This window comes from Streptomyces sp. NBC_00016 (assembly GCF_045040885.1).
GTDB classification, from domain to species: Bacteria; Actinomycetota; Actinomycetes; order Streptomycetales; family Streptomycetaceae; genus Streptomyces; species Streptomyces coriariae.
On record NZ_CP108304.1, the window covers coordinates 4,426,253 to 4,449,820 of the forward strand.

A 23,568-nucleotide genomic window follows, 5' to 3' on the forward strand; every position below is an offset into this window, starting at 1 on the left:
CTTCCGGGTTTGAAGTGCGTTCCATTGTCCCAGACCGCCCCGCGCCCGGGAAAACGGCTTTACCCCCCATGGGATACTGACTGCGTCTATCCATCCCCACGAGGAGAACGGCACCCACTCCTATGGCCCCGGTCACGTCCCTCAGTCACTCCGTCGAACAGCACCTCACGTCCGCTCTCTCGGCCACCCTGCCGGAGGCCGCCGGCGCGGACCCGCTGCTGCGACGAAGCGACCGGGCCGACTTCCAGGCCAACGGCATCCTGGCGCTGGCCAAGAAGGCGAAGGCGAACCCGCGGGAGCTGGCGACGCAGGTCGTGTCGCACGTCGTCACGGGTGACCTGATCGGGGAGATCGAGGTCTCGGGCCCCGGCTTCCTGAACGTGACGATCACCGACGGCGCGATCACCCGGAACCTCGCCGCCCGGTACGCGGACGCGGACCGCCTGGGCGTGCCGCACTCCGCCGCGCCGGGCACGACGGTCATCGACTACGCCCAGCCGAACGTGGCGAAGGAGATGCACGTCGGTCATCTGCGGTCGGCGGTCATCGGCGACGCGACGGTGCAGATTCTGGAGTTCACCGGCGAGAGCGTGGTCCGCCGGCACCACATCGGCGACTGGGGCACCCAGTTCGGCATGCTCATCCAGTATCTGGACGAGCACCCGCACGAGCTGGACCACAAGGATTCCCAGGTGAGCGGCGAGGAGGCGATGTCGAATCTCGACCGCCTCTACAAGGCCGCGCGCAGGCTGTTCGACGCGGACGAGGAGTTCAAGACCCGGGCCCGGCGCCGGGTGGTGGACCTCCAGGCGGGCGACCCGCACACGCTCGCGACCTGGCAGAAGTTCGTCGACGAGTCGAAGATCTACTTCTTCTCGGTCTTCGAGAAGCTGGACATGGAGATCCGGGACGAGGACATCGTCGGCGAGTCGGGTTACAACGACATGCTGGCGGAGACCTGCCGTCTCCTGGAGGAGTCCGGGGTCGCGGTCCGCTCCGAGGGCGCCCTGTGTGTCTTCTTCGACGACGTCAAGGGCCCGGACGGCAACCCGGTCCCGCTGATCGTCCAGAAGTCGGACGGCGGCTACGGCTACGCGGCGACCGACCTGTCGGCGATCCGCGACCGTGTCTTCCACATCAAGGCGAGCACGCTGCTGTACGTGGTGGACGCCCGTCAGTCGCTGCACTTCAAGATGGTCTTCGAGACGGCGCGCAGGGCGGGCTGGCTGAACGAGGACGTCAAGGCGCACCAGTTGGCGTTCGGCACGGTCCTCGGCAAGGACGGCAAGCCGTTCAAGACCCGTGAGGGCGAGACGGTCAAGCTGGTCGACCTCCTCGACGAGGCCGTCGAGCGGGCCACCACCGTGGTCCGGGAGAAGGCCGTGAAGGTCGGCCTGTCCGAGCCGGAGATCGTGGAGAACGGCCGGTACGTGGGTGTCGGCGCGGTGAAGTACGCCGACCTGTCGACGTCCGCCGTGCGGGACTACAAGTTCGACCTGGACCAGATGGTCTCGCTGAACGGCGACACGTCCGTCTACCTCCAGTACGCGTACGCCCGTATCCAGTCGATCCTGCGCAAGGCCGGCGAGGCCCGCCCGGTCGCTCACCCGGAGCTGGAACTGACCCCGGCGGAGCGGGCGTTGGGCCTGCACCTGGACCAGTTCGGCGAGACGGTGCACGAGGTCGCGGCGGCGTACGAGCCGCACAAGCTGGCGGCGTACCTGTACCAGCTGGCCTCGCACCTGACGACGTTCTACGACCAGTGCCATGTGCTGTCCCCCGACAACTCGCCGGAGGTCGTGGAGAACCGCCTGTTCCTGGTGGACCTCACGGCCCGCACACTCCACCTGGGCATGGCCCTGCTGGGCATCAGGACGCCGGACAAGCTCTGACCGACCGGCGACACCCTGGGCGCTCGACCTACCGCGGCCCGTCCTCCTTCCGGCTTCCGGCTTCCGGCCGTCGGGGAGGGCGGGCCGCGGTCATGGCCGGGTGCGTCAGGCGGCGAACCGCTTGAACGCCGCGCGGGTTCCGCTCCCGGCGATGCCGTCGATCTTGCCGGTGTAGCCGTAGTCGTCCTTGAGGAGCCGCTGGAGCGCCATGATCGTGTTGGGGCCGGGGTCGCCGTCGATGGCGTCGGTGTAGCCCCAGTACTTCTTGAAGCAGCGCTGGAACGCCTTCCAGCTCTCGGTGCCCAGCTGCCCGTCGATCTTGCCGGTGTAGTCCCAGTCGCCCGCCAGGAACGTCTGGACGTTCTTGGCCTCGGCGGTGGTCAGGCCGAAGTTCTCCGTCGACAGCGTGGCGGCGGGTGCGCTCACCGCCTGCGTGGCCGGCGCGGAGGCCGCGAAGCCGGTGCCCGCGGTCGCCAGGGATCCGGCGGCGAGACCGGCGACGGCGGTGAGTCCGACGAGGGTCCTGGCCAAGACGTTCGGTCGCATGCGTTCCTCTTTCGGTTCGTGGGTCGACACCGGGCCCGGTCGACGAGCTGGTGACGACACGAGAGTGCGGGACGGGCGCCGAAGGCCGCCACGGCTGCCGCCGAGGTGACGGCCTCGTGGGACGACACCGGCTCTGACCTGCGAGGACACCGGCCGCCTGGACGGTCCCGCGGGACGGTTGTGGCGGGTGTTGAGATGCTCATGCAGAATGCGAGCGAGCGGGGGGCCGCTGACCACGGTCCATGACCGCAAGTGGGGGGAAGATGTCGCGCTGGAAGGCGCTGTCCACCGAACTGGATCCACGCGTACGGCAGTTACTGACGCAGTTGCGCCGGCTGAAGGACCACAGCGGGCTGAGCATGCGTCAGCTGGCCGCGAAGACGGGGTACAGCGAGAAGTCGTGGGAGCGGTATCTGGGTGGCAGGTCGCTGCCGCCCCGGGAGGCCGTCGAGGCGCTGGCCCGGATCGGGGGCGTCGACCCGGTCCGCCTGCTCGCGCTGCACGAGGTCGCCGCCGACACGTGGGGCGGCAGGCACCTCGACGCCGCCGCGCCGCAAGAGCCCGCACCGGAGCCCCCACCGGAGCCTGTGCCGGCGCCCACGGTGGGGCCGGCCGCCCGTCCGCAAACGGAACCGGAAACGGAACCGGAGGCGGAAACGGAATGGGTGACGGCCGCCGGGCGGTCACTGCGCGTCGCGCTGGTGGCGGGAGCCGTGGCCCTGGTGCTGGCCCTGTCCTCGGCGGCACTCCTGGTCATGCGGCTCGACGGCGACAACAGCGAACCGGCGGCTGCTCCCCCCGCCGTGTCCACCGCTCCGGCGCCGTCGTCGGCGCCCGCGTACACCTGCCGGGTCGAGCGCACCGACGGCCTCTGGTACGCGGGCATCAGCCGCACCCGGGACACCGAGCTCGGCTACGGCGCGGCCGGGCCCGAGGTGGCCGAGGCGCAGTGTCTGCTGCGCCGGGCCGGGATCTCGCCCGGCGGCATCGACGGGATGTTCGGCCCGCTGACCCAGCGCGCGGTCAAGGCCTTCCAGACGGGGGCCGGGCTGGCCGTGGACGGCACGGTCGGGCCCGACACCTGGAAGGCCCTGCGCGGATGACCCGTCCCGCCTCGTCGCCGGCGGGTGTCCGACTGGCCTCCACACTCCGGGAGTTGAGGCGACGGACCGGCCTGAGCCTGGCGGGCCTCGCGGCGAAGACCACGTTCAGCAAGTCGTCCTGGGAGCGCTATCTCAACGGCAGGACCCTGCCTCCGCGCACTGCGGTGGAGGAGCTGTGCCGTCTCGCGAACGAACCGGTCGGTCGGTGTCTCACCCTGTGGGAGATCGCGGAGTCCGAGTGGGACGGCCGCGCCACGGCGGCGGAGCCGGCCCGGTCTGCGCGCCCCACGGCGGCTCCGCCGTCTCCCTCCCTTCCGGCCGCCACAGCCACCACAGCCGCCACAGCGGTCGGGGCCGCACCGGTCGGGGCCGCACCGGTCGGCCACCGGGGAGCGGCGACCGCAGCGGTCCTCGCGTCGGCCTCCGCCGCGGTGTTCGGGGCCATCGCGTTGACCCTCTTCCTCCTCCCGGGCCGGCACGGCGCACCGCTCCCGGCCGCGCACCCGCCCGCGTCCTCGTCCCCGTCCGTCACCGGCCCGCGCTGCCGGGGAACCGCCTGCGAGGGCGGGAGCCCGATGGACATGCGGTGCGCCACCGCGCCGGAGACCCTCGCCGAGCACGTCACCGCCACCGGGGCTTCGGTGCAACTGCGGTACAGCAGGGAGTGCGGGACGAGTTGGACCCGGATGTGGGGTGCGCGGATCGGCGACCGGATCGAGTCCCAAGCCGTGGGCGGCGTCCGCGCCTACCGAGCCGAGGTCAAGGACCGCGCCGAGGCGGACACCTATGTGCACACCGCCATGACGGCGACCCGCCCCGGGACGCTCGTCCGGACCTGTTTCCTGCCGACGGCGGACGGCAGGACGGAGTGCTTCGAGGCCCGGGTGGACCGGTCCCCGGAACCGACTCCCCGCATCCGCACGTCCCACCCCTCGACGACGTGAGAACGCAAGTGCGAGGAGAGGCAGTTGGGCGGCGCGGACGACCTGTCGACCGGTGACGTCCTGATCACCTTCCTGTTCGTCGGAGGCGCGGGTGTGGTCATCCCGGCCGCCGTCGTCCTCCCGCTCGTCGGCCTGGGCATCTGGCTGACGCACGTCTGGCGCCGCCGGCGCGCGAGACACTCCGCCTGACGGCCGTCGCGGACCGGACGGGACACACCGGCCCGGGCCGGTGTCAGTGCCTGCCCCTACAGTCACCGGCATGGCGACTCTTCCCAATCCGCTCCCCAAGCTGGCCTCCGATCCCAGCGGCCGCTCCCTCGGCCTCCAGCTCCCGCCCGGCCGGCTGATCGACACGACGGACGAGGGGGTCTGGCACGAGCCGTTGCTGTGGCACGCGGAGCAGTCCGCCTCCTCCGGCAACTGGACGGCCCTGGGCGGGACGGCGGGGCGGGCCGGGCTGCTTCCGGTCCTGGTCGACCTCGGCGGCTCCCAAGGCGGCCCGTCGGAATGGGAGTTGATGCCCGGCGAGGTGTCCTACCCCGGGGACCACGACGCGGAGGAGGTCCTCGCGCAGTACTGGCAGGAGTGCGCGGCGGACGGCGAGGAGTGGCCCGGTCTCGCCGCGCCCGGCACCCTGACGGCGGATCCCGACGCACGCGCCGCGCGGATCGCCGACACCCTTGCGGAGGAGGGGCCCACCTGGTTCAGGTCGCCGCATGTCGCCCTGGTCCCCGCCCGCCGCAGCGCGGACGTCCCGGCGGCCGTCGGCTGGTCGGGCCCGGCCAACCACGAGAGCGACACCGCGCGTCTGTGCGCCGTCCTGCGCTCCTGGGAGGACCGCTTCGGCATACGGGTCGTCGGCCTCGGTTTCGACGTCCTGGCCGTATCCGTCGCGGCCCCGCCCGCCACCCTCGCGGAGGCGGAGCCGATCGCCGCCGAGCACTTCGCGTTCTGCCCGGACAACGTCCTCCAGGGCCCGGGCACCCTGCAGGCCTACGCCCAGCAGCTCGTCGGCGAGCCCAGCTGGACCTTCTGGTGGGACTGATCCGCGCTACCCGGTGAGCCCCCGCCCCAGCCTGCGCAGCCCCTCCCCGATCTCGTCCGGGGTCTGCGTCACGAAGCACAGGCGCAGGGTCGAGCGGTCGGGTTCACCGGCGTAGAAGGGGGCGCCGGGGACGTACGCCACGTCCTGGGCGACGACCCGCGGGAGGAGGTCCGTGGTGTCGTACGACTCAGGGAGGCGGGCCCAGAGGAACATCCCGCCCTCGGGACGGGCCCACACCGACCCTGCCGGGAGGGCGCCCGCGAGGCCCGCGAGCATGGCGTCCCGGCGCTCCCGGTACACGGCGGCGACCCTGGCCACGTGCGCGTCCAGGTCGAAGGCGGTCAGGTACCGTGCCGCGGCGAGCTGGTTGACGGTCGGGGTGTGCAGGTCGGCGGCCTGCTTGGCGACGACGCAGGCCCGGCGCAGCTCGGCCGGCGCGCGCAGCCACCCCAGCCGGATGCCGGGTGCCATGACCTTGGAGAAGGAGCCGAGCAGGACCGTACGGTCGCGGGCGTCGGGGTGGGCGGCGATCCAGGGGACGCGCTCACCGTCGTAGCGGAGTTCGCCGTAGGGGTCGTCCTCGACGATCCACAGACCGTGCCGGGCGGCGACGGCTGCGACCGCGGCACGGCGCTCGGCGGGGAGGGTGCGGCCGGTGGGGTTCTGGAAAGTGGGGACGGTGTAGAGGAGCTTCGGCCGTTCGCGGACCACCAGGTCGGCGAGCGCCTCGGGGTCCAGGCCGTCCTCGTCCCCGGGCACGGCGACGATCCTCGCTCCGGCCAGCCCGAAGACCTGAAGGGCGGCCAGGTAGCAGGGCGCCTCGACGAGCACCGTGTCGCCGGGGTCCAGGAGAGCGGTCGCCAGCAGGGACAGGGCCTGCTGTGAACCCGTGGTGACGAGGAGGTCGTCGGCGGTCGTGGGCAGACCACGGGCCGTCGTCCGCGCCGCGAGCCCCTCACGCAGGCTCGGCTCGCCCTCGGTCGTGGCGTACTGGAGGGCCTGGGCCGGGGCCTCCTCCAGCGCGTACCGGAAAGCGGCGGCCACGCCCTCGCGGTCGAACAGCTCCGGCGCGGGCAGCCCGCCCGCGAAGTTGATCACCTCGGGGCGGCCGGTGACGGCGAGGATGTCCCGCACCGGCGAGCCGCCGATCGACCGGACCCTGGCGGCCAGTGGAGGCACGGAGGCCGGAACGGAAGCGGGGCCGGGGCCGGGGCCGGGGACGAAGGCGGGAGCGGGGGCGGGCGCGCTGGGCGACTCGGCTGCGACAGTCATGCCCGCACCCTAGGGAGATACATGCCGCCTACACACGGGTTTCTGCCATGTGGACAGCGGCATGCGTTCACACCTTCGTGCCCGTCGCCCCGTACACGTTGATGTCCTCGTCCGTCACGTCGTCGATCCCGCGATAGCGGATCTTCTCGATGTCGTCGAGGGCGGCGAACGCGTCCGGCGCGATGCCCGGCGGGGCGGGCGCCGGCCCCGGGTTCCACCGGTGCACGGGCACGACCCCGGGCGCGTCCAGGACGAGGCCCGGAGTATCGCCGAACAGCCGCTCCACCTCGGCCTTCGACCGGAAGACGAAGGTGAACCCGCGCTCCGTGTACGTCCGTTGGACGGCCCGGGTCGGCTCGGGATGCAGCTCGTCGGTCAGGTGGGTGAGGACGACCCTGCTCCCGGCGGGCAGCCCCGCCACCAGCTCCCGCAGCACGGGCTGGGCCGCCTCGTCCTCGACGAAGTGCAGGACCGCGACCAGGCACAGGGCGATCGGCTCGGCGAAGTCGAGTGTCCTGGCGGCCTGTTCGAGGATCCGGTCCGGCTTCAGCAGATCGGCGTCGAGGTAGTCCGTCCGCCCCTCGGGACCGCTGGTCAGCAGCTCCCGCGCGTGCGCGAGCACGACCGGGTCATGGTCGACGTACACCACCCGCGCCTCGGGGACGAGACTTTGGGCGATCTGGTGCACGTTCTCCCCGGTGGGCAGCCCGGTGCCGAGGTCGAGGAACTGGCGTATCCCGTCCTGCGCGGCCAGCTTCGTCACGGCCCGCCGCATGAAGTCGCGGTTGTGCCGTACGTCGAGGTAGCCGCGCGGGTTGGCGGCGAGGGCGGCGGCCGCGGCGGCACGGTCCACCGGGTAGTTGTCCCGGCCACCGAGGAACACGTCGTAGACACGGGCGGGATGCGCCCTGGTGGTGTCGATCCCTGCGGACTCTGCGGACTCTGCGGACAAAGGGGCTCTCCCTGGGCAGTCGGGCGTCCCACATCCCGTCCCGGAGGGGCACTGTTTGCGCAGGTCAGAGGCTATGGGACTGGACCGGCGTCCCGACTTGCGCGGTGGATGTGGAAGGGCGGAGGCCGTACGACTCAGGCTTGCCCCATGCCCACACGCCCCACTCCCCCCACTCGCCGCCGCGTCCGTCTGCTCGCCGTCGCGCTGACCGCCGCCGCGGCGCTCGCCCTCACCGCGTGCCACGACGGCGAGGGCCTGCGCGACGAGGGCCCATCCGGCGCCGGCCGCCTGACAGGGACCGGCGTCCTGACAGGATCGAACCCACCGGGCCGGGCCCGCTGACCGGGCCGGGCCTCCTGACCGGTTCGAGCGCCTACGGCGTGGGTGAGGCTCCCGCCCGCTCCCACGCGGAGCCGCCGAGCGGGAACTCGTAGTCGGGGCGCCCGTTCTCGCCGCTGGTGCGGAACGGCCTCCCCTTGTCGTCGATCGTCATCGTGCCGTGCCGTGCACCGCTGGACCAGGACAGCTCCAGGTACCAGCGCACGTCGTACGCGGAGGCGTCGGCGGTGACGTAGTAGACCTCCGGGTCCGACTCGCTCACCTTGAACGGGAAGTTCTGGTGCCCCGCCTCGGGCACCAGCGCCGGCCGCGCCGCGTCGAGGGCGACGGAGAAGGCGCGCGTCGGCACACCGCCACCGCAGCCGACGCCCGGGTAGCCCATGGCGTAGTCGTTCCAGGCGAGCGGCGCGGCCTTGCCGACGGTCCGGACCGTCAGGCTGTCCACGACGACGGTCTCCTCGCCGGTCCCCTGCACGGTGAGCTCCAGATACTGCTCCCCCGCCGACACGGCCCCGTGCCGGGCCACCCACGCGGGCGCGTCCTGCTCGACGGGCGGCGGCTTGACCTGCTCCGGCCCCTGCTCGATCAGATAGTGCTGGCTACAGGGGCTCTCCCAGGCGTACGGGCGGGTGGTGACCGTCAGCGGGACGCGGTCGCCGGCCCCCGCGCCCGACGCCGGCGAGGAATCCGCGGTGGCGGAGCCCGACGGGGAGGCGGATCCCGAGGCGGAGGCCGAGGCCGACGGCGACGCGGACACGGACGGCGACGCGGACGCGGACGGCGAGGACGTGCTCCCCGTTCCCCGGCCCTGCACGGACGGTGTGGCCGCCGCACCGACGCTGTCCCCGTCGCCGGACCCGCCGGAGGGCAGGGTCAGGGCGAGCGCCAGGGCGACCGAGCCGAGGGCGGCCACGGCACCGACCCCGGCCAGGGCCAAGGAGCGGCGGGTGGGACGGGTCCGCTCGTCCCCCACGACCTCGACAACCGCTTCCCCGGGCCCGACGTCCACAACCCCGACGTCCACAACCCCGGCGTCCGCGACCGCCGCCTCCGCGACCGCCGCCTCCGCGAGGGCATCGCCGACGGCGACGTCCGCGACCCCGCGCGCGACGGCGTCCGCCTCGGCCGTACTCCCCTTCCTCCCGCGCACCGCGTCCGCCAGCACCCACCGCCGGTGCAGCTCGACGAGCTCCTGAGGTGACGCCTTGCAGAGCCGCGCCAGCCGCTCCACGGGCGCGTAGTCGGTGGGGACGGCGTCCCCGTTGCAGTAGCGGTGCAGCGTCGACGTACTCATGTGGAGCCGTTTCGCGAGCATCCCGTAGCTCAGCCCGGACCGCTCCTTCAACTCTCGCAGCAGCTCGGCGAACTCGGTCGCAGACACCGTTCCTCCACTCCCCATGTCCCATCCCCGCGTTCCAGGGATGGTCCGTTTCCCCAGGTCAGACCCATTGCGGGCATTCCAGCGTCCCTGATCGTCCGCCGACCGTGGCGGCCGGGACGGATCCCCGCACAAGCTTTGGCCATCCAAGCACGCCGCTTCAACACGGCATTCCGGAAGAGGACTTCACGATGCGTATCCGCCGCACCAGCCACCTGCTCGCCCTCACCGCCCTGGCCGCCCTCGCGCTCACGGCGTGCGAGGACGGGACGGGCGTAAAGGACGAGGGCGCCTCGCGCCCGGCGTCGTCGACGGCCACGGCGGCACAGCTCACGCCCGGCACGGACAAGGGCACCGGCACCGGCACCGGCACCGGCACGGCCCCGACGAAGGACACGACGGGCTCGGCCGGCTCGTCCGGCAAGTCGGGCGGCACCACCGGCGGCTCCGGCACGGGCGGCGACACGGGCGACAAGGCCGCCGACACCGCCTCCGACAGCCGCGTCCTGTGCAACGGATCGAACACCAGGGTCACCGCGCAGACGGTCGCCCGCCCGCTCAACCACATGCTGCTCACGGTGACCAACACCGGCAGCAGGACCTGCGACCTGACCTACAACCCGGTCCTGCGCTTCGACGAGATGCAGTGGGTGCCGCAGGCCGCCAAGGAGACGCAGCCGCAGGCGGTCACGACCCTCGCGCCCGGCGAGTCGGGCTACGCGGGCGTGCTGCTGTCCGCCGCCGACGGCAGCGGCGACGGCGGCCAGACGGCCAAGAAACTGACGATCGCCTTCCAGGGCTACACCCCGAACAGCGACGGCGGCGCCTCCGCGACGCCGCCCCTGCCCGCCAAGGGCGTCTACTACGACAGCTCCCTGGCGGTGACGTACTGGCAGCAGGACATGGACGACGCCCTGTCCTGGTGAAAGCAGGCGGACTACCGCAGCTTCTGGGCCGCTTCGGTGGCCCAGTAGGTGAGGATGTTCCGCGCTCCGGCCCGCTTGATGCCGGTCAGCGTCTCGAGGATCGCCTGGTCGCGGTCGATCCAGCCCTTCTCGGCGGCGGCCTCGACCATCGAGTACTCGCCGGAGATCTGGTAGGCGGCGACCGGCACGTCCACGGCGTCGGCGACCCGGGCCAGGATGTCGAGGTAGGGGCCGGCCGGCTTCACCATGACCATGTCGGCGCCCTCCTCCAGGTCCAGCGCCAGCTCGCGCAGCGACTCACGGAGGTTCGCCGGATCCTGCTGGTACGTCTTCCGGTCGCCCTTCAGGGACGAGCCCACGGCCTCCCGGAAGGGCCCGAAGAAGGCGGAGGAGTACTTGACGGTGTACGCGAGGATCGAGACGTCCTCGCGGCCGATCTGGTCGAGGGCATCGCGGATGACCCCGATCTGCCCGTCCATCATCCCGCTGGGCCCCACGACATGGGCACCGGCATCGGCCTGGACCTGTGCCATCTCGGCGTACCGCTCCAGGGTGGCGTCGTTGTCGACGCGCCCCTGCTCGTCCAGCACCCCGCAGTGCCCGTGATCGGTCGTCTCGTCCAGGCACAGGTCGGACATGACGAGCAGGTCGTCCCCGACCTCGGCCCGCACGTCCCGGATGGCGACCTGGAGGATGCCGTCCGGGTCGGTCCCGGGCGTGCCGAGCGCGTCCTTCTTGGACTCCTCCGGCACGCCGAAGAGCATGATCCCGGAGATCCCGGCCTGTACGGCCTCCAGCGCGGCCTTCTTCAGGCTGTCGCGCGTGTGCTGCACGACACCGGGCATGGCCTGGATCGGCACCGGCTCGCTCACGCCCTCCCGCACGAACGCGGGCAGGATGAAGTCGGCCGGGTGCAGCCGGGTCTCCGCGACCATGCGCCGCATGACGGGGGTGGTACGCAGCCGCCGGGGACGCGTACCGGGAAAGGATCCGTACTTCGTCATGGCCTCTACGCTACGCCCGGCCCGGGGGCACCTTTGCCGACGCCCCGTCGGCCCGAGGGAGGGCCACCGCCCCGCCCGTGTGCACCGTGCACGCCCCGGGTCCATCCTGGAAGGAAGGACCACGACGGCCACTCCTGCGATCGAGGAGGCCGCGATGACCGCCACGCACCACCCCACCCCGGACCTCTTCGCCCTCTCCGACGTGCACGGCCCGGTGCTGCGTCCCGGGGACGAGGGCTACGACACCGAGGTGGCCGCCTTCAACCTGGCGGCCCGGCACGCCCCGGACGTCGTCGTGGGCGCGACCGGCGCCGACGACGTCGTGTCGGCGATGCGCTGGGCCGCGGCCACCGGCACGCCCGTCGCCGTCCAGGCCACCGGACACGGCGCGAACTTCCCCCTGGACGGCGGCCTGTTGATCAACACCGGCCGGATGACCGACGTGTCGATCGACGTCGGGGCGCGAACCGCGACCGTCGGCGCCGGCGTGAAGTGGCGGCTGCTGCTGGAGGCGTCGGTCCCGCACGGCTTGTCCGCGCTGCACGGCTCGGCGACCGACGCCGGGGTGGTCGGCTACACCCTGGGCGGCGGGCTGCCGCTGTTCGGCCGCGCCTACGGGTTCGCCTCCGACCTGGTCCGTTCCCTCCAGGTCGTCACCCCGGACGGCACCCTGCACGAGACGGACGCCGACCACGAGCCCGACCTGTTCTGGGCACTGCGCGGCGGCAAGGGGAACGTGGGCGTGGTGACGTCACTGGTCACCGGGCTGGTGCCGCTGAGCCACGTGGTCGGCGGAGGCATCTACTGCGCCGGCGAGCACGCCGAGCCGCTGCTGCGTGCCTACGCGGACTGGGCGCCCACCGTGCCGGCCGGGATGTGCACCGGCTTCACCCTGCTGCGGCTGCCCCCGCTGCCGATCATCCCCGAACCGATGCGCGGCCGCTTCTTCGCCCGCGTCGCGGTCGCCTGGACCGGCGACCCGGCCACGGCGGACTCCCTGCTGGCGCCGCTGCGCGCGGCGGCGCCGGTCGAGTTCGACACGGTGGCCGACCTGGACTGTCGCAAGGTCGACGAGATCTACCAGGACCCGCAGGACCCCATCCCCGCCCGCGAGTGCTGCGCGCTGCTGCGCGAGCTGACCCCGGAGGCCGTGGACACCCTGCTGGCACAGACCGGCCCGGACGCCGGCGAGGACTACCCGCTCCTCATGGTCGAGCTGCGCCACATGGGCGGCGCACTGGCCGAACCGGCCGCCGTCGAGGACGCGGTCTGCGCCCGCGACGCCGCGTATCTGCTGGAGTCGGTCGGCGTCCTGGCCGGCCCGGAGGCCGCCGCCGCGGTGGAGGCGGCCACGGCCGCCCTGTACACCGCGATGGCGCCGTACGGCACGGGCCGCACGATGGTCAACCTGCACGGCACCCCGGGCGACGGCGCCGACCGTGCCCGCGCCTGGACCCCCGAGGTGCACGACCGTCTGCGCCGCACGAAGGCGACGTACGACCCGCACAACCTGCTGCGCCACGGGCACACGGTCGTGCCGGTCCCCTGACGCCCTCGGCCGTTACGTCGCCCGCCTCCGCCGCGCACCCGGACGCCGCTCGCTCGGCCGGCTGACCGGGTCACCGGCCTCCTGGGCCGCGGCCCGCCGGCGCAGTCCGAAGTCGGCCAGTGCCTCGGCCAGCTTGAGCGCGGACGGCTCGGGCGCCATGACGTCCACCCGGAGCCCGTGCTCCTCGGCCGTCTTGGCCGTGGCCGGGCCGATGCAGGCGATGACCGTCACGTTGTGCGGCTTGCCGGCGATGCCCACCAGGTTCCGCACGGTGGACGACGACGTGAAGAGCACGGCGTCGAACCCGCCGCCCTTGATGGCCTCCCGCGTCTCCGCCGGCGGCGGCGAGGCCCGCACCGTCCGGTAGGCGGTGACGTCGTCGACCTCCCAGCCCAGCTCGATGAGCCCGGCGACCAGGGTCTCGGTGGCGATGTCGGCGCGCGGCAGGAACACCCGGTCGATCGGGTCGAAGACCGGGTCGTAGGGCGGCCAGTCCTCGAGGAGCCCGGCGGCCGACTGCTCGCCGCTCGGTACGAGGTCGGGCTTCACACCGAACGCGACCAGCGCCTTCGCCGTCTGCTCGCCCACCGCCGCGACCTTGATGCCCGCGAAGGCACGCGCGTCGAGCCCGTACTCCTCGAACTTCTCGCGCACCGCCTTGACGGCGTTCACCGAGGTGAAGGCGATCCACTCGTAGCGGCCCGTCACCAGGCCCTTGACCGCCCGCTCCATCTGCTGGGGGGTGCGCGGCGGCTCGACGGCGATCGTCGGCACCTCGTGCGGCACGGCCCCGTACGACCGCAGCTGGTCGGAGAGCGACACCGCCTGCTCCTTCGTACGCGGCACGAGCACCTTCCAGCCGAACAGCGGCTTGGACTCGAACCACGACAACTGGTCGCGCTGGGCGGGGGCGGAACGCTCACCGACCACGACTATCACCGGCCGGCCGCCCTCGGGCGAGGGCAGCACCTTCGCCTGCTTCAGCGTCTGCGCGATCGTGCCCAGGGTCGCCGTCCACGTCCGCTGCCGCGTCGTCGTACCGGCCACCGTGACCGTCATCGGCGTATCGGGCTTGCGCCCCGCCGACACCAGCTCGCCGGCCGCCGAGGCCACCGCGTCGAGCGTCGTCGACACGACGACCGTGCCGTCGGAGGCCCCGACCTCGGTCCAGCAGCGGTCCGAAGCCGTGCGCGCGTCGACGAACCGGACGTCGGCGCCCTGCGCGTCCCGCAGCGGCACACCGGCGTACGCGGGCACGCCGACGGCGGCCGCGACACCGGGTACGACCTCGAAGGGAACACCGGCCGCCGCGCACGCGAGCATTTCCGCCGCCGCGTACGTATCAAGTCCGGGGTCCCCGGTCACCGCACGCACGACCCGCCTGCCGCCCCGCGCGGCCTCCATGACAAGATGTGCGGCATCGCGCACAGCGGGTACCTCAGCGGTTGTTGACGTGCCGTCAACGATCGTCGGGAGGGGCGCGCCCGTGCCCGGAAGAGGGTCCGATGGACCCGCTTCCGCGTTCACGACGGCGACGCCCGGCCTCGCGTGCGTCCGTACGACGTCGAGCACCTCGTGCTCGGCGACGAGGACGTCCGCGTGCGCAAGCGCCTCCACGGCGCGCAGAGTCAGTAGTCCCGGATCCCCGGGTCCGGCACCCAGGAAGGTGACGTGCCCGTGTTCAGGACCAGCGGCTGGAAGGGCGGTGGGGCTCACAGTGCTCGCTCCCCCATCAGACCGGCCGCGCCCTGGGCGAGCATCTCGGCTGCGAGTTCGCGACCGAGCGCCATTGCCCCGTCGTGCGTCTCGGGCACGGGACCGGTGGTGGACAGCTGCACCATGCGCGTGCCGTCGGTGGTGCCGACGACGCCACGCAGGCGCATTTCGTTGACAATCTGCCCGTCGGCCAGCAGGTCGGCAAGCGCGCCCACAGGGGCGGAGCAGCCGGCCTCCAGGGCGGCGAGCAGGGACCGTTCGGCGGTCACGGCGATCCGGGTGAACGGGTCGTCGAGCTCACCGAGCGCGGCGATCAGTGACGCGTTGTCCGCGGCACACTCGATCGCCAGTGCTCCCTGGCCGGGAGCGGGCAGAACCGTGTCTATCGACAGGAAGTCGGTGACCTCGTCGATGCGGCCGATGCGGCTGAGGCCGGCCGCCGCCAGCACCACCGCGTCCAGCTCGCCGTCGTGCACGTACCCGATCCGCGTGTCGACGTTCCCGCGGATCGGGACGGTCTCGATGTCCAGCCCGTGGCTGCGCGCGTACGCGTTCAGCTGCGCCATCCGGCGCGGCGAACCCGTACCGATGCGCGCTCCGCGCGGCAGGTCGGTGAACTTCAGCGCGTCCCGGGCGACGATCACGTCGCGGGGGTCCTCGCGCACCGGTATGGCGGCCAGGACCAGGTCCTCGGGCTGCGTGGTCGGCAGGTCCTTCAGCGAGTGAACCGCGAAGTCGACCTCGCCCTTGGCCAGCGCGTCGCGCAGCGCGGTCACGAAGACGCCCGTGCCGCCGATCTGCGCGAGGTGCTCGCGGGAGACATCACCGTAGGTGGTGATCTCGACGAGTTCCACGGGCCGTCCGGTCACCTGGCTCACGGCGTCCGCGACCTGCCCGGACTGGGCCATGGCGAGTCTGCTTCGCCTCGTCCCCAGTCTCAGTGCCTTCGTACTCATGCCGCTCATGCCGGCCCTCGGCTCTCTGCGTTCTTCTCGGTGCTTTCCTCGGCCCGGGACACGGCGGCCACCGCTTCCGGGTCGAGGTCGAACAGGGTCCGCAGCGCGTCCGCGTACCCGGCGCCGCCGGGCTCGGCCGCGAGCTGCTTGACCCGTACGGTCGGTGCGTGCAGCAGCTTGTCGACGACCCGCTTCACGGTCTGGGTGATCTCGGCGCGGTGCTTGTCGTCCAGGCCGGGCAGCCGCCCGTCGAGCCGGGCGATCTCCGTGGCCACGACCTCGGCGGCCATGGTGCGCAGGGCGACCACGGTCGGCGTGATGTGCGCGGCCCGCTGTGCGGCGCCGAAGGCGGCGACCTCGTCGGCGACGATCCGCCGCACCTGGTCGACGTCGGCGGCCATCGGCGCGTCGGCCGAGGCCTCCGCCAGCGACTCGATGTCCACGAGCCGCACGCCGGCCAGCCGGTGGGCGGCCGGGTCGACGTCCCGCGGCATCGCGAGGTCGAGCAGGAAGAGCACCGGCTCCGGCCGGACGAGCGCGGCGACCGGCTCGGGTCCGCGGCGCTCGGGGATCCGGCCGAGGGTGGCGGCCGTCGCGGCGAGCGCGGTGATCAGCTCGGCGTCGGCCTCGGGGGTGCGGCGGGCGGTCGGCCTGCGGTCGACGGTCGCGTTGTCGACCCAGGCGGCGTGCTGCTCCAGCGTCGCCGCGTCCATGCCGGCGACGGCGGCCTCGCCCAGCACGGAGAACCCGGACTGCTGCACGGGGGCCTGCTGTACGGCGGCCAGGTCGAGGGGGCAGTTCTCGTCGGTGCCGACCGAGGTGGGCGGCAGCGGACGTACGTCCGTCGCCGCGGCCTCGTCGTCGAAGGCGGCGGGTGTCCCGGTGCGGCCCTCGACGGCCTCGGCGACCGCCTCCGCCGTCAGGACCAGGCCCGTCGCCCCGGTACAGGAGACGGCCACGTCGGCACGTGTCAGCTCGGCCGGCACCGACTCCATCGGTACCGCGCGGGCCGACACGTCCGTGTCGCCGCCCTCGGTCAGGCGCTGTCCGTACTGCTCTTCGAGCAGGTGGGCGAGCCGCTCGGCCCGGTCGGGCGTGCGGTTGGCGACGACGATCTCGGCGACCCCGGCGCGCGCGAGCGTGGCGGCGGCCAGCGAGGACATCGAACCGGCGCCGATGACCAGCGCCTTCTTGCCCCGCGCCCACGCGGTCACGTTCCCGCCCGCGGCCAGCTGCTCCAGGCCGAAGGTGACCAGGGACTGCCCGGCGCGGTCGATGCCGGTCTCGGAGTGGGCGCGCTTGCCGACCCGCAGGGCCTGCTGAAACAGGTCGTTCAGCAGCCGTCCGGCGGTGTGCAGCTCCTGCGCACGGGCCAGGGCGTCCTTGATCTGTCCGAGGATCTGCCCCTCGCCGACGACCATGGAGTCCAGCCCGCAGGCCACCGAGAAGAAGTGGTGGACGGCGCGGTCCTCGTAGTGCACGTACAGGTAGGGGGTGAGCTCCTCGAGCCCGACCCCGCTGTGCTGGGCGAGCAGCGTGGACAGCTCGGCGACACCGGCGTGGAACTTGTCCACGTCGGCGTACAGCTCGATCCGGTTGCAGGTGGCGAGGACCGCGGCCTCGGCGGCCGGTTCGGCGGCGACCGTGTCCTGGAGCAGCTTGAACTGGGCGTCCGTGGACAGCGAGGCCCGCTCCAGCACGCTGACCGGAGCGCTGCGGTGACTCAGCCCGACGACGAGGAGACTCATGCCGGCATCACGGCGGGTACGTCCCCGTCGGGTCCCTGGTCGGTGGAGTCGGCGCGGCCGGCCGGGGCCGGTACGGCGTTCTCGTTCGCCGCGGCCTCCTCGCCGGCCTTGCGCTGCTCGTGGAAGGCGAGGATCTGGAGCTCGATGGAGAGGTCGACCTTGCGCACGTCGACGCCGTCCGGGACGGTCAGCACGGTCGGCGCGAAGTTCAGGATGGACGTGACGCCGGCGGCCACGAGCCGGTCGCAGACCGCCTGGGCGACACCCGGCGGGGTGGTGATGACGCCGATGGAGACGCCGTTGTCGGAGATGATCTTCTCCAGGCCGTCGCTGTGCTGGACGGAGATCCCGGCGACCTGCTTCCCGGCCATCGCGGGGTCGGCGTCGATGAGCGCCGCGACCCGGAAACCGCGCGAGGCGAAGCCGCCGTAGTTGGCGAGAGCCGCGCCGAGGTTACCGATACCGACGATCACGACGGGCCAGTCCTGGGTGAGCCCGAGCTCGCGGGAGATCTGGTAGACGAGGTACTCGACGTCGTAGCCGACCCCCCGGGTCCCGTAGGAACCCAGGTAGGAGAAGTCCTTGCGCAGCTTGGCGGAGTTGACCCCGGCCGCGGCCGCGAGCTCCTCGGAGGAGACCGTGGGTACCGAGCGCTCCGACAGTGCGGTCAGCGCGCGGAGGTACAGCGGAAGCCGGGCGACGGTGGCCTCGGGAATCCCTCGGCTACGGGTCGCCGGTCGGTGAGTTCGGCCAGTTGCCACGGTGCTCCTGCGGGTAGAGCGGGGCTGTAGGCGGTCACACGTACCCAGACCGCCCCGTCGACAGCAGGCTATGTCTTTGTGAACGCGTGCACAAAGATGGTGTCCGATTTGCCCGGCCAACGTGACCGGGGTCACGCGCAACATTCCAGGGGGCAAAACCGCCACTCTCCTCGTGAATCCCGCCCCCGAGACAAAACCGCCATCGATCCTAAGCGACGTTCGGTACGGCCTTGTACTGCTCGGTCAGTTCCTCACCCGGCCAGTTCTTTGCGCAGGCGACTCTCGTCCACCCGCCAGAAGGTGTGCTGCCTGCCGTCGACCAGCACCACCGGGATCTGCTCCCAGTACTGGTCATGCAGCTCCGGGTCGTCGGCGATGTCCTTCTGCTCCCAGGACACACCGAGTTCCCCGCAGACCTTCTCGATCACGCGCTCGGCGTCGTCGCACAGATGACAACCGGACTTACGAATGAGGGTGACCGACCGCTCGCCCGTGGCGGCCTTACGTCGAAAGAGGGGAGTCATACCGCCATTCTCGCGCTTCTTTAACGGCGCGGTCGCGGAGAGTTCACACCCTTCGAACCTCTCGGCTCCGGAACCACCGAACAGACTGGCTATGCTCACGCCATGGCCGCTCTAGGATGGCTCACTCCCCGTAGGCGCTCCGCCACGGCGCGGAGCGTGTTGGCAGGCGAGGCCTCGGCGGAGGCAGCCCGCAAGTCCACCCAGGAAGCCCTGGACTCCCAGGAGACCCTGGCGCCCCTGGACACTTCCGACCGGGAACCGCAGTTCCCGGTGCACGGCGACGCGATGGCCGCCGCCTTCTTCGACCTCGACAACACCGTGATGCAGGGCGCCGCGCTCTTCCACTTCGGCCGTGGCCTGTACAAACGCAAGTTCTTCGAGACCCGCGACCTGGTCCGCTTCGCCTGGCAGCAGGCATGGTTCCGGCTGGCCGGCGTCGAGGACCCCGAACACATGCAGGAGGCCCGCGACTCGGCGCTGTCCATCGTGCAGGGCCACCGGGTCTCCGAGCTGATGTCGATCGGCGAGGAGATCTACGACGAGTACATGGCCGAGCGCATCTGGCCGGGCACCCGGGCCCTCGCCCAGGCGCACCTGGACGCGGGCCAGAAGGTGTGGCTGGTCACGGCGGCCCCGGTGGAGATCGCCCAGGTGATCGCCCGCCGCCTCGGCCTGACCGGCGCGCTGGGCACGGTCGCGGAGTCCGTCGAGGGCGTCTACACGGGCAAGCTGGTCGGCGAGCCGCTGCACGGCCCCGCGAAGGCGGAGGCGGTCCGCGCGCTGGCGGCGGCGGAGAACCTGGACCTCTCCCGCTGCGCCGCCTACAGCGACTCCCACAACGACATCCCGATGCTCTCCCTCGTCGGCCACCCCTACGCCATCAACCCCGACGCCAAGCTCCGCAAGCACGCGCACAACCTCGACTGGCGGCTGCGCGACTACCGCACCGGCCGCAAGGCCGCGAAGGTCGGCATCCCGGCCGCGGCGGGCGTGGGCGCGGTGGCGGGCGGCACGGCGGCGGCGATCGCGCTGCACCGACGACGGCGATGACGACGCCGGCGTAGACATCCCGGAAGAGCGGCCGAGGCGCAACTGCCCGGCCGCTCTTTCGCGTTACCGGACAACACCCCACACCGGGCACCGAACCCGGCCAATCCGACGGTCTTACCCCCGTAACCCCCCGTCCAGTCCTGTTGTCCGCGCACAGCCACAACACGCCCTGGACCGACCCGAAACTCGAACTATTTCGATCAACAATCGTTCACCCTACGCAACTTGATCGAGCGCCAATAGGCCACAGAAGCGACGTAATCGATGATTTGAGCAACTCGGTGTAGCAGGGCCTGCACGAAGCGTTATTCTCCTCAGACGCAATCCGGTACCCCTTCCGTCGCTACGACGGGTGAATGGTTCCGTACTGCACGTGATGCAAGCTCTGCCTCTGGGAGTCCCGTGTACCCACACGTCGGGGTTGACACCTCGGGCCTGGCTACGCTGCGCGCAACGGTCGCTACGGTCCATGACCTCTTGCGCGGCGTCGTCCCCACCGCGTACGCCGTCCCCGCCTTCGCCACCACCGCTCCGCTCGGCCCGTGCTACGCACTGGCCGACGGCAGCGCCGCGGTGGGCAGACGAGGACGCTCGGCCGGCGCGGCCACCGCCCGTCGGCCGGCCGCCGACAGTGACAGCGCCCGCATGATGGACCTCGTCGAACGCGCCCAGGCCGGCGAGGCCGATGCGTTCGGGCGCCTGTACGACCAGTACAGCGACACGGTCTACCGCTACATCTACTACCGGGTGGGCGGCAAGGCGACCGCCGAGGACCTGACCAGCGAGACATTCCTGCGCGCCCTGCGCCGCATCGGGACGTTCACCTGGCAGGGCCGCGACTTCGGCGCCTGGCTCGTCACCATCGCCCGCAACCTCGTCGCCGACCACTTCAAGTCGAGCCGTTTCCGGCTCGAGGTGACGACCGGCGAGATGCTCGACGCCAACGAGGTCGAGCGCTCACCCGAGGACTCCGTCCTGGAGTCCCTCTCCAACGCGGCGCTTCTGGACGCCGTACGCCGACTCAATCCCCAGCAGCAGGAGTGCGTGACGCTCCGGTTCCTGCAGGGGCTCTCCGTCGCCGAGACCGCACGCGTCATGGGCAAGAACGAGGGCGCCATCAAGACGCTCCAGTACCGGGCCGTCCGGACCCTCGCCCGCCTGCTGCCGGAAGACGCCCGCTGAACCCGTCCCCCGCCCGCGACCGACGCCACACACTCCGTGACGCCAACTCACCTTCAGTGAAAGTCCGTTGTCTTCCCGATCCGATCATCCGCAGTCCGTAACCCAAGTGCCGCGCCAGTCGTTGTGCGGGATACAGGCTCCCTGTGGTCACGTCCTGGCCGACCCCGATCACTCGATCGTGTGGATCCGGTTCAGGGCGTGCAACCGTCAGGACCCCAGGGGAGTCGACCGTCATGACGAGAGGAGGTGCCGCCAGTGATCGCGAACGTATCGGCGCACCGGCGGGCGAGCGCCTTCGCCCAGGCCTTGGAGGAGCAGTCCGACTGCTCCGCCCAGGGCACGGCGGCCGAGCAGACCGAAGGATCACCGCCGGCGCCGGCCGCTGCGGACCAGACCGGGCAGGGCCGTCTTCTGGCCCTCGCCACGAGTCTCGCCGAGCTGCCCAAACCGGAGTTCGATCCCGAGGTCAAGGTCGTCCAGCGGGCCCAGTTGGTCGCCGCAATGGAGGCCATGCTGCAAGCGGGCACCGCGGGAGGCGAAACGGCGGACCCTTCGGTGCCGGAGCAACGCTCCCACCGGGCCAGGGGCACTCACCGGGCCAGTCCCCTGGGCAAGTTCCGACCGCGTTCCCGCCTCGCCAAGGGCCTCACCGCGGGCGGCCTCAGCGTCGGCGTCGCGGCGGGCGCCTTCGGTGGAGTCGCGGCCGCGAGTTCCGACGCCCTCCCGGGCGACGGGCTCTACGGGCTGAAGCGCGGCATCGAGGACTTCAAGCTCAACTATCTGGCCGACGGCGACGACGAGCGCGGTCGGACCTATCTCGACCAGGCCTCCACCCGGCTCAGCGAGGCCCGTCGGCTCATGGAGCGGGGCCGCAGCGGCGACCTCGACCACGAGTCCCTCGGCGAGATCCGACGCGCCCTGAACGGCATGCAGCACGACGCGTCGGAAGGCCACCGGCTGCTTCACGAGGCGTATGAACGCGACCCGAACTCCCTGGGCCCCATCCAGGCGCTCGACGCGTTCTCCCGCTCGCACCGCGAGGTCTGGGGCGCCCTGCGCGACCGCCTGCCGGTCCAGCTCGGCGACGTCAGTCAACAGGTCTCGTCGGTCTTCGAGGCCATAGACGAAGAGGTCGCCCCGCTCCAGTCCCTCCTCCCGCGGCCCCCGGCCCCGGGCGGCGGCGGCACCCGCGAGGGCACCGGCCCGGCGTCCACCGGCACCTCGGACACCGGCCGCCACGCGAGCACCCCGGGCACCGGCCACGCCCCGTCGGACGGGACCGGCGCCGACACCGGAAGCCCCAGCAAGTCGTCCACCTCCGGCACCACCGACGACGGCCTGCTCGGCGGCAACACCGGCGGCCTCCTGGACCCCCCGAAGGACACCGGCACCACCGCCCCGACCCCCCTCGTCCCCAGCACCCAGCCGGACGTCACCCTCCCGCCCCTCCTCCCTGGCCTGCTCCCAGGCCTGGGCATCGACAGCGAGGACGCGGAGTAACCCGAACAACCCAGCCCGTACGGCTGTGGGGGCGCCCCTCTCAAACAGAGGAGCGCCCCCACAGCCGTACCCAAAACCCGACCACGACGACCGGACCGGCCTGCGGACGTACCCAGCTAGAAGAACACCGACCGCCGCTGCACCAGCAACTTGTAGAGCGTGTGCTGGATCTGCTCCCGTACCTGGTCCGTCAGGTTGAACATGAGCATCGGGTCCTCCGCCGCCTCCGGCGGGTAGCCGTCCGTCGGGATGGGCTCGCCGAACTGGATCGTCCACTTCGTCGGGAGGGGGATGCCGCCCAGCGGTCCCAGCCACGGGAAGGTCGGCGTCAGCGGGAAGTACGGGAAACCGAGCACCCGTGCCAACGTCTTCGCGTTGCCGATCATCGGGTAGATCTCCTCGGCCCCGACGATCGAGCAGGGGATGATCGGAGCTCCCTGACGCAGTGCCGTGGAGACGAAGCCGCCCCGGCCGAACCGCTGGAGCTTGTAGCGCTCGCTGAAGGGCTTCCCGATGCCCTTGAAGCCCTCCGGCATCACCCCGACCAGCTCGCCCTGGCCGAGCAGCCGTTCGGCGTCCTCCGCGCAGGCGAGGGTGTGCCCGAGCTTGCGGGCCAGCTCGTTGACGACCGGCAGCACGAAGACGAGGTCGGCGGCCAGCAGTCGCAGGTGCCGGCCCGCCGGGTGGTGGTCGTGGACGGCGACCTGCATCATCAGGCCGTCCAACGGCAGCGTCCCGGAGTGGTTGGCGACGATCAGCGCGCCACCCTCCGCCGGGATGTTCTCGACACCCTTCACCTCGACCCGGAAGTACTTCTCGTACAGCGGCCGCAGCAAGGACATCAGGACCTGGTCGGTCAGCTCCTCGTCATAGCCGAAGTCGTCGACCTCGTAGTCGCCCGTGAGGCGCCGGCGCAGGAAGGACAGCCCGCCGGCGATCCGCCGCTCCAGGCCGCCCGCGTCCTTGTCCAGCCGTTCCTCACCCGTCACAGGAACATCATCCTGCCCAGCCGTCCTGGTGGGCAGGGGCTGGACCTCACCGACCTCACCGATCTCCCGGACCGGCGCGGGCTCGCCGTTCCGGCGCCGGCTGACCGCACCCCGTCGCCGGGGCGGCCGCGCTACGGCGCTCCCCCGGGACCGGTCGTCGTCGAACGGAATGACCTTGGCATCCGCCATCGT

The 23,568-nt window shown here is 72.0% G+C and carries 22 protein-coding genes; 11 read left to right on the forward strand and 11 right to left on the reverse strand.

Translation table 11 applies throughout. The features are described from left to right. Window positions 1–122: 122 nt before the first annotated feature. Entirely contained in the window at window positions 123–1,892 is a 1,770-nt protein-coding gene (gene argS, locus OG933_RS19575) for an arginine--tRNA ligase (protein WP_405628057.1), read from the forward strand. 105 nt (window positions 1,893–1,997) lie between these two features. Here the strand turns inward: argS and OG933_RS19580 are convergent, their stop codons facing one another. After that, window positions 1,998–2,438: a peptidoglycan-binding protein gene (locus tag OG933_RS19580; RefSeq protein ID WP_362536001.1), complete on the reverse strand. Its 441-nt coding sequence runs from the start codon at window positions 2,436–2,438 to the stop codon at window positions 1,998–2,000. 263 nt (window positions 2,439–2,701) lie between these two features. Here OG933_RS19580 and OG933_RS19585 point away from each other — a divergent pair, with 263 nt between their 5' ends. The 4 genes from OG933_RS19585 to OG933_RS19600 all read left to right on the forward strand — a co-directional run bounded on the left by OG933_RS19585 (window position 2,702) and on the right by OG933_RS19600 (window position 5,530). Beyond that, window positions 2,702–3,541 carry a peptidoglycan-binding protein gene (locus OG933_RS19585; protein WP_405628058.1) on the forward strand — a complete coding sequence of 280 codons (840 nt, stop codon included), beginning with the start codon at window positions 2,702–2,704 and terminating at the stop codon, window positions 3,539–3,541. Continuing rightward, complete coding sequence (locus OG933_RS19590; RefSeq protein ID WP_405628060.1) at window positions 3,538–4,485, forward strand: helix-turn-helix domain-containing protein; 948 nt, start codon at window positions 3,538–3,540, stop codon at window positions 4,483–4,485. The genes OG933_RS19585 and OG933_RS19590 overlap by 4 nt, the downstream gene beginning before the upstream one ends. A 24-nt stretch (window positions 4,486–4,509) precedes the next feature. Beyond that, the gene (locus tag OG933_RS19595) at window positions 4,510–4,674 is read left to right on the forward strand and encodes a hypothetical protein (protein WP_362535995.1); all 165 of its coding nucleotides are present in this window, start codon (window positions 4,510–4,512) and stop codon (window positions 4,672–4,674) included. A gap of 70 nt (window positions 4,675–4,744) precedes the next feature. After that, window positions 4,745–5,530 carry a DUF4253 domain-containing protein gene (locus OG933_RS19600; RefSeq protein ID WP_405628063.1) on the forward strand — a complete coding sequence of 262 codons (786 nt, stop codon included), beginning with the start codon at window positions 4,745–4,747 and terminating at the stop codon, window positions 5,528–5,530. Window positions 5,531–5,536: 6 nt separating this feature from the next. On the opposite strand, the gene OG933_RS19605 is transcribed toward OG933_RS19600, so the two are convergent. Both OG933_RS19605 and OG933_RS19610 read right to left on the reverse strand, forming a co-directional pair. Further along, complete coding sequence (locus tag OG933_RS19605) at window positions 5,537–6,802, reverse strand: PLP-dependent aminotransferase family protein (protein ID WP_405628065.1); 1,266 nt, start codon at window positions 6,800–6,802, stop codon at window positions 5,537–5,539. A 67-nt stretch (window positions 6,803–6,869) separates the two neighbouring features. After that, the gene (locus OG933_RS19610) at window positions 6,870–7,754 is read right to left on the reverse strand and encodes an SAM-dependent methyltransferase (RefSeq protein WP_405628068.1); all 885 of its coding nucleotides are present in this window, start codon (window positions 7,752–7,754) and stop codon (window positions 6,870–6,872) included. A 147-nt stretch (window positions 7,755–7,901) separates the two neighbouring features. Here OG933_RS19610 and OG933_RS19615 point away from each other — a divergent pair, with 147 nt between their 5' ends. Further along, window positions 7,902–8,096: a hypothetical protein gene (locus OG933_RS19615; protein ID WP_405628070.1), complete on the forward strand. Its 195-nt coding sequence runs from the start codon at window positions 7,902–7,904 to the stop codon at window positions 8,094–8,096. 31 nt (window positions 8,097–8,127) lie between these two features. Here the strand turns inward: OG933_RS19615 and OG933_RS19620 are convergent, their stop codons facing one another. Further along, window positions 8,128–9,474, reverse strand: a complete 1,347-nt coding sequence (locus tag OG933_RS19620) for a helix-turn-helix domain-containing protein (protein ID WP_405628072.1) — start codon at window positions 9,472–9,474, stop codon at window positions 8,128–8,130. Between the two features lie 188 nt (window positions 9,475–9,662). On the opposite strand from OG933_RS19620, the gene OG933_RS19625 reads away from it, so the two are divergent. Beyond that, entirely contained in the window at window positions 9,663–10,397 is a 735-nt protein-coding gene (locus tag OG933_RS19625; protein ID WP_405628073.1) for a DUF4232 domain-containing protein, read from the forward strand. A gap of 11 nt (window positions 10,398–10,408) precedes the next feature. Here the strand turns inward: OG933_RS19625 and hemB are convergent, their stop codons facing one another. Continuing rightward, window positions 10,409–11,401: a porphobilinogen synthase gene (gene hemB / locus OG933_RS19630; RefSeq protein WP_362269045.1), complete on the reverse strand. Its 993-nt coding sequence runs from the start codon at window positions 11,399–11,401 to the stop codon at window positions 10,409–10,411. A gap of 154 nt (window positions 11,402–11,555) precedes the next feature. On the opposite strand from hemB, the gene OG933_RS19635 reads away from it, so the two are divergent. Next, window positions 11,556–12,950 carry an FAD-binding oxidoreductase gene (locus OG933_RS19635; protein WP_405628076.1) on the forward strand — a complete coding sequence of 465 codons (1,395 nt, stop codon included), beginning with the start codon at window positions 11,556–11,558 and terminating at the stop codon, window positions 12,948–12,950. 12 nt (window positions 12,951–12,962) lie between these two features. On the opposite strand, the gene OG933_RS19640 is transcribed toward OG933_RS19635, so the two are convergent. From OG933_RS19640 to OG933_RS19660, 5 genes are all read right to left on the reverse strand, one after another. Then, window positions 12,963–14,666, reverse strand: coding sequence for a uroporphyrinogen-III synthase (locus OG933_RS19640; RefSeq protein WP_054238621.1), 1,704 nt, complete (start codon window positions 14,664–14,666; stop codon window positions 12,963–12,965). After that, window positions 14,663–15,622: a hydroxymethylbilane synthase gene (hemC, locus tag OG933_RS19645; RefSeq protein ID WP_028806874.1), complete on the reverse strand. Its 960-nt coding sequence runs from the start codon at window positions 15,620–15,622 to the stop codon at window positions 14,663–14,665. The genes OG933_RS19640 and hemC overlap by 4 nt, the downstream gene beginning before the upstream one ends. Before the next feature lie 5 nt (window positions 15,623–15,627). After that, window positions 15,628–17,370 (reverse strand): glutamyl-tRNA reductase, encoded by a 1,743-nt coding sequence (locus OG933_RS19650; protein WP_405628080.1) that lies wholly within the window; start codon window positions 17,368–17,370, stop codon window positions 15,628–15,630. Further along, window positions 17,367–18,131, reverse strand: a complete 765-nt coding sequence (locus tag OG933_RS19655; protein ID WP_020130037.1) for a redox-sensing transcriptional repressor Rex — start codon at window positions 18,129–18,131, stop codon at window positions 17,367–17,369. The genes OG933_RS19650 and OG933_RS19655 overlap by 4 nt, the downstream gene beginning before the upstream one ends. Window positions 18,132–18,382: 251 nt before the next feature. Next, a complete protein-coding gene (locus OG933_RS19660) occupies window positions 18,383–18,655 on the reverse strand; it encodes a glutaredoxin family protein (RefSeq protein ID WP_267019016.1) in 273 nt (90 codons plus the stop codon). Window positions 18,656–18,757: 102 nt separating this feature from the next. On the opposite strand from OG933_RS19660, the gene OG933_RS19665 reads away from it, so the two are divergent. The 3 genes from OG933_RS19665 to OG933_RS19675 all read left to right on the forward strand — a co-directional run bounded on the left by OG933_RS19665 (window position 18,758) and on the right by OG933_RS19675 (window position 22,387). After that, window positions 18,758–19,705: an HAD-IB family hydrolase gene (locus OG933_RS19665; RefSeq protein ID WP_362535972.1), complete on the forward strand. Its 948-nt coding sequence runs from the start codon at window positions 18,758–18,760 to the stop codon at window positions 19,703–19,705. Window positions 19,706–20,107: 402 nt separating this feature from the next. Then, on the forward strand, window positions 20,108–20,887 hold the full coding sequence (locus OG933_RS19670) for an ECF subfamily RNA polymerase sigma factor, BldN family (protein ID WP_054238616.1): 780 nt from the start codon (window positions 20,108–20,110) through the stop codon (window positions 20,885–20,887). A 255-nt stretch (window positions 20,888–21,142) separates the two neighbouring features. Continuing rightward, on the forward strand, window positions 21,143–22,387 hold the full coding sequence (locus OG933_RS19675) for a DUF5667 domain-containing protein (protein WP_362535970.1): 1,245 nt from the start codon (window positions 21,143–21,145) through the stop codon (window positions 22,385–22,387). A 116-nt stretch (window positions 22,388–22,503) separates the two neighbouring features. Here OG933_RS19675 and OG933_RS19680 read toward each other — a convergent pair whose 3' ends face one another. Further along, entirely contained in the window at window positions 22,504–23,565 is a 1,062-nt protein-coding gene (locus OG933_RS19680) for a lysophospholipid acyltransferase family protein (RefSeq protein ID WP_142265590.1), read from the reverse strand. Between the last annotated feature and the right edge of the window lie 3 nt (window positions 23,566–23,568).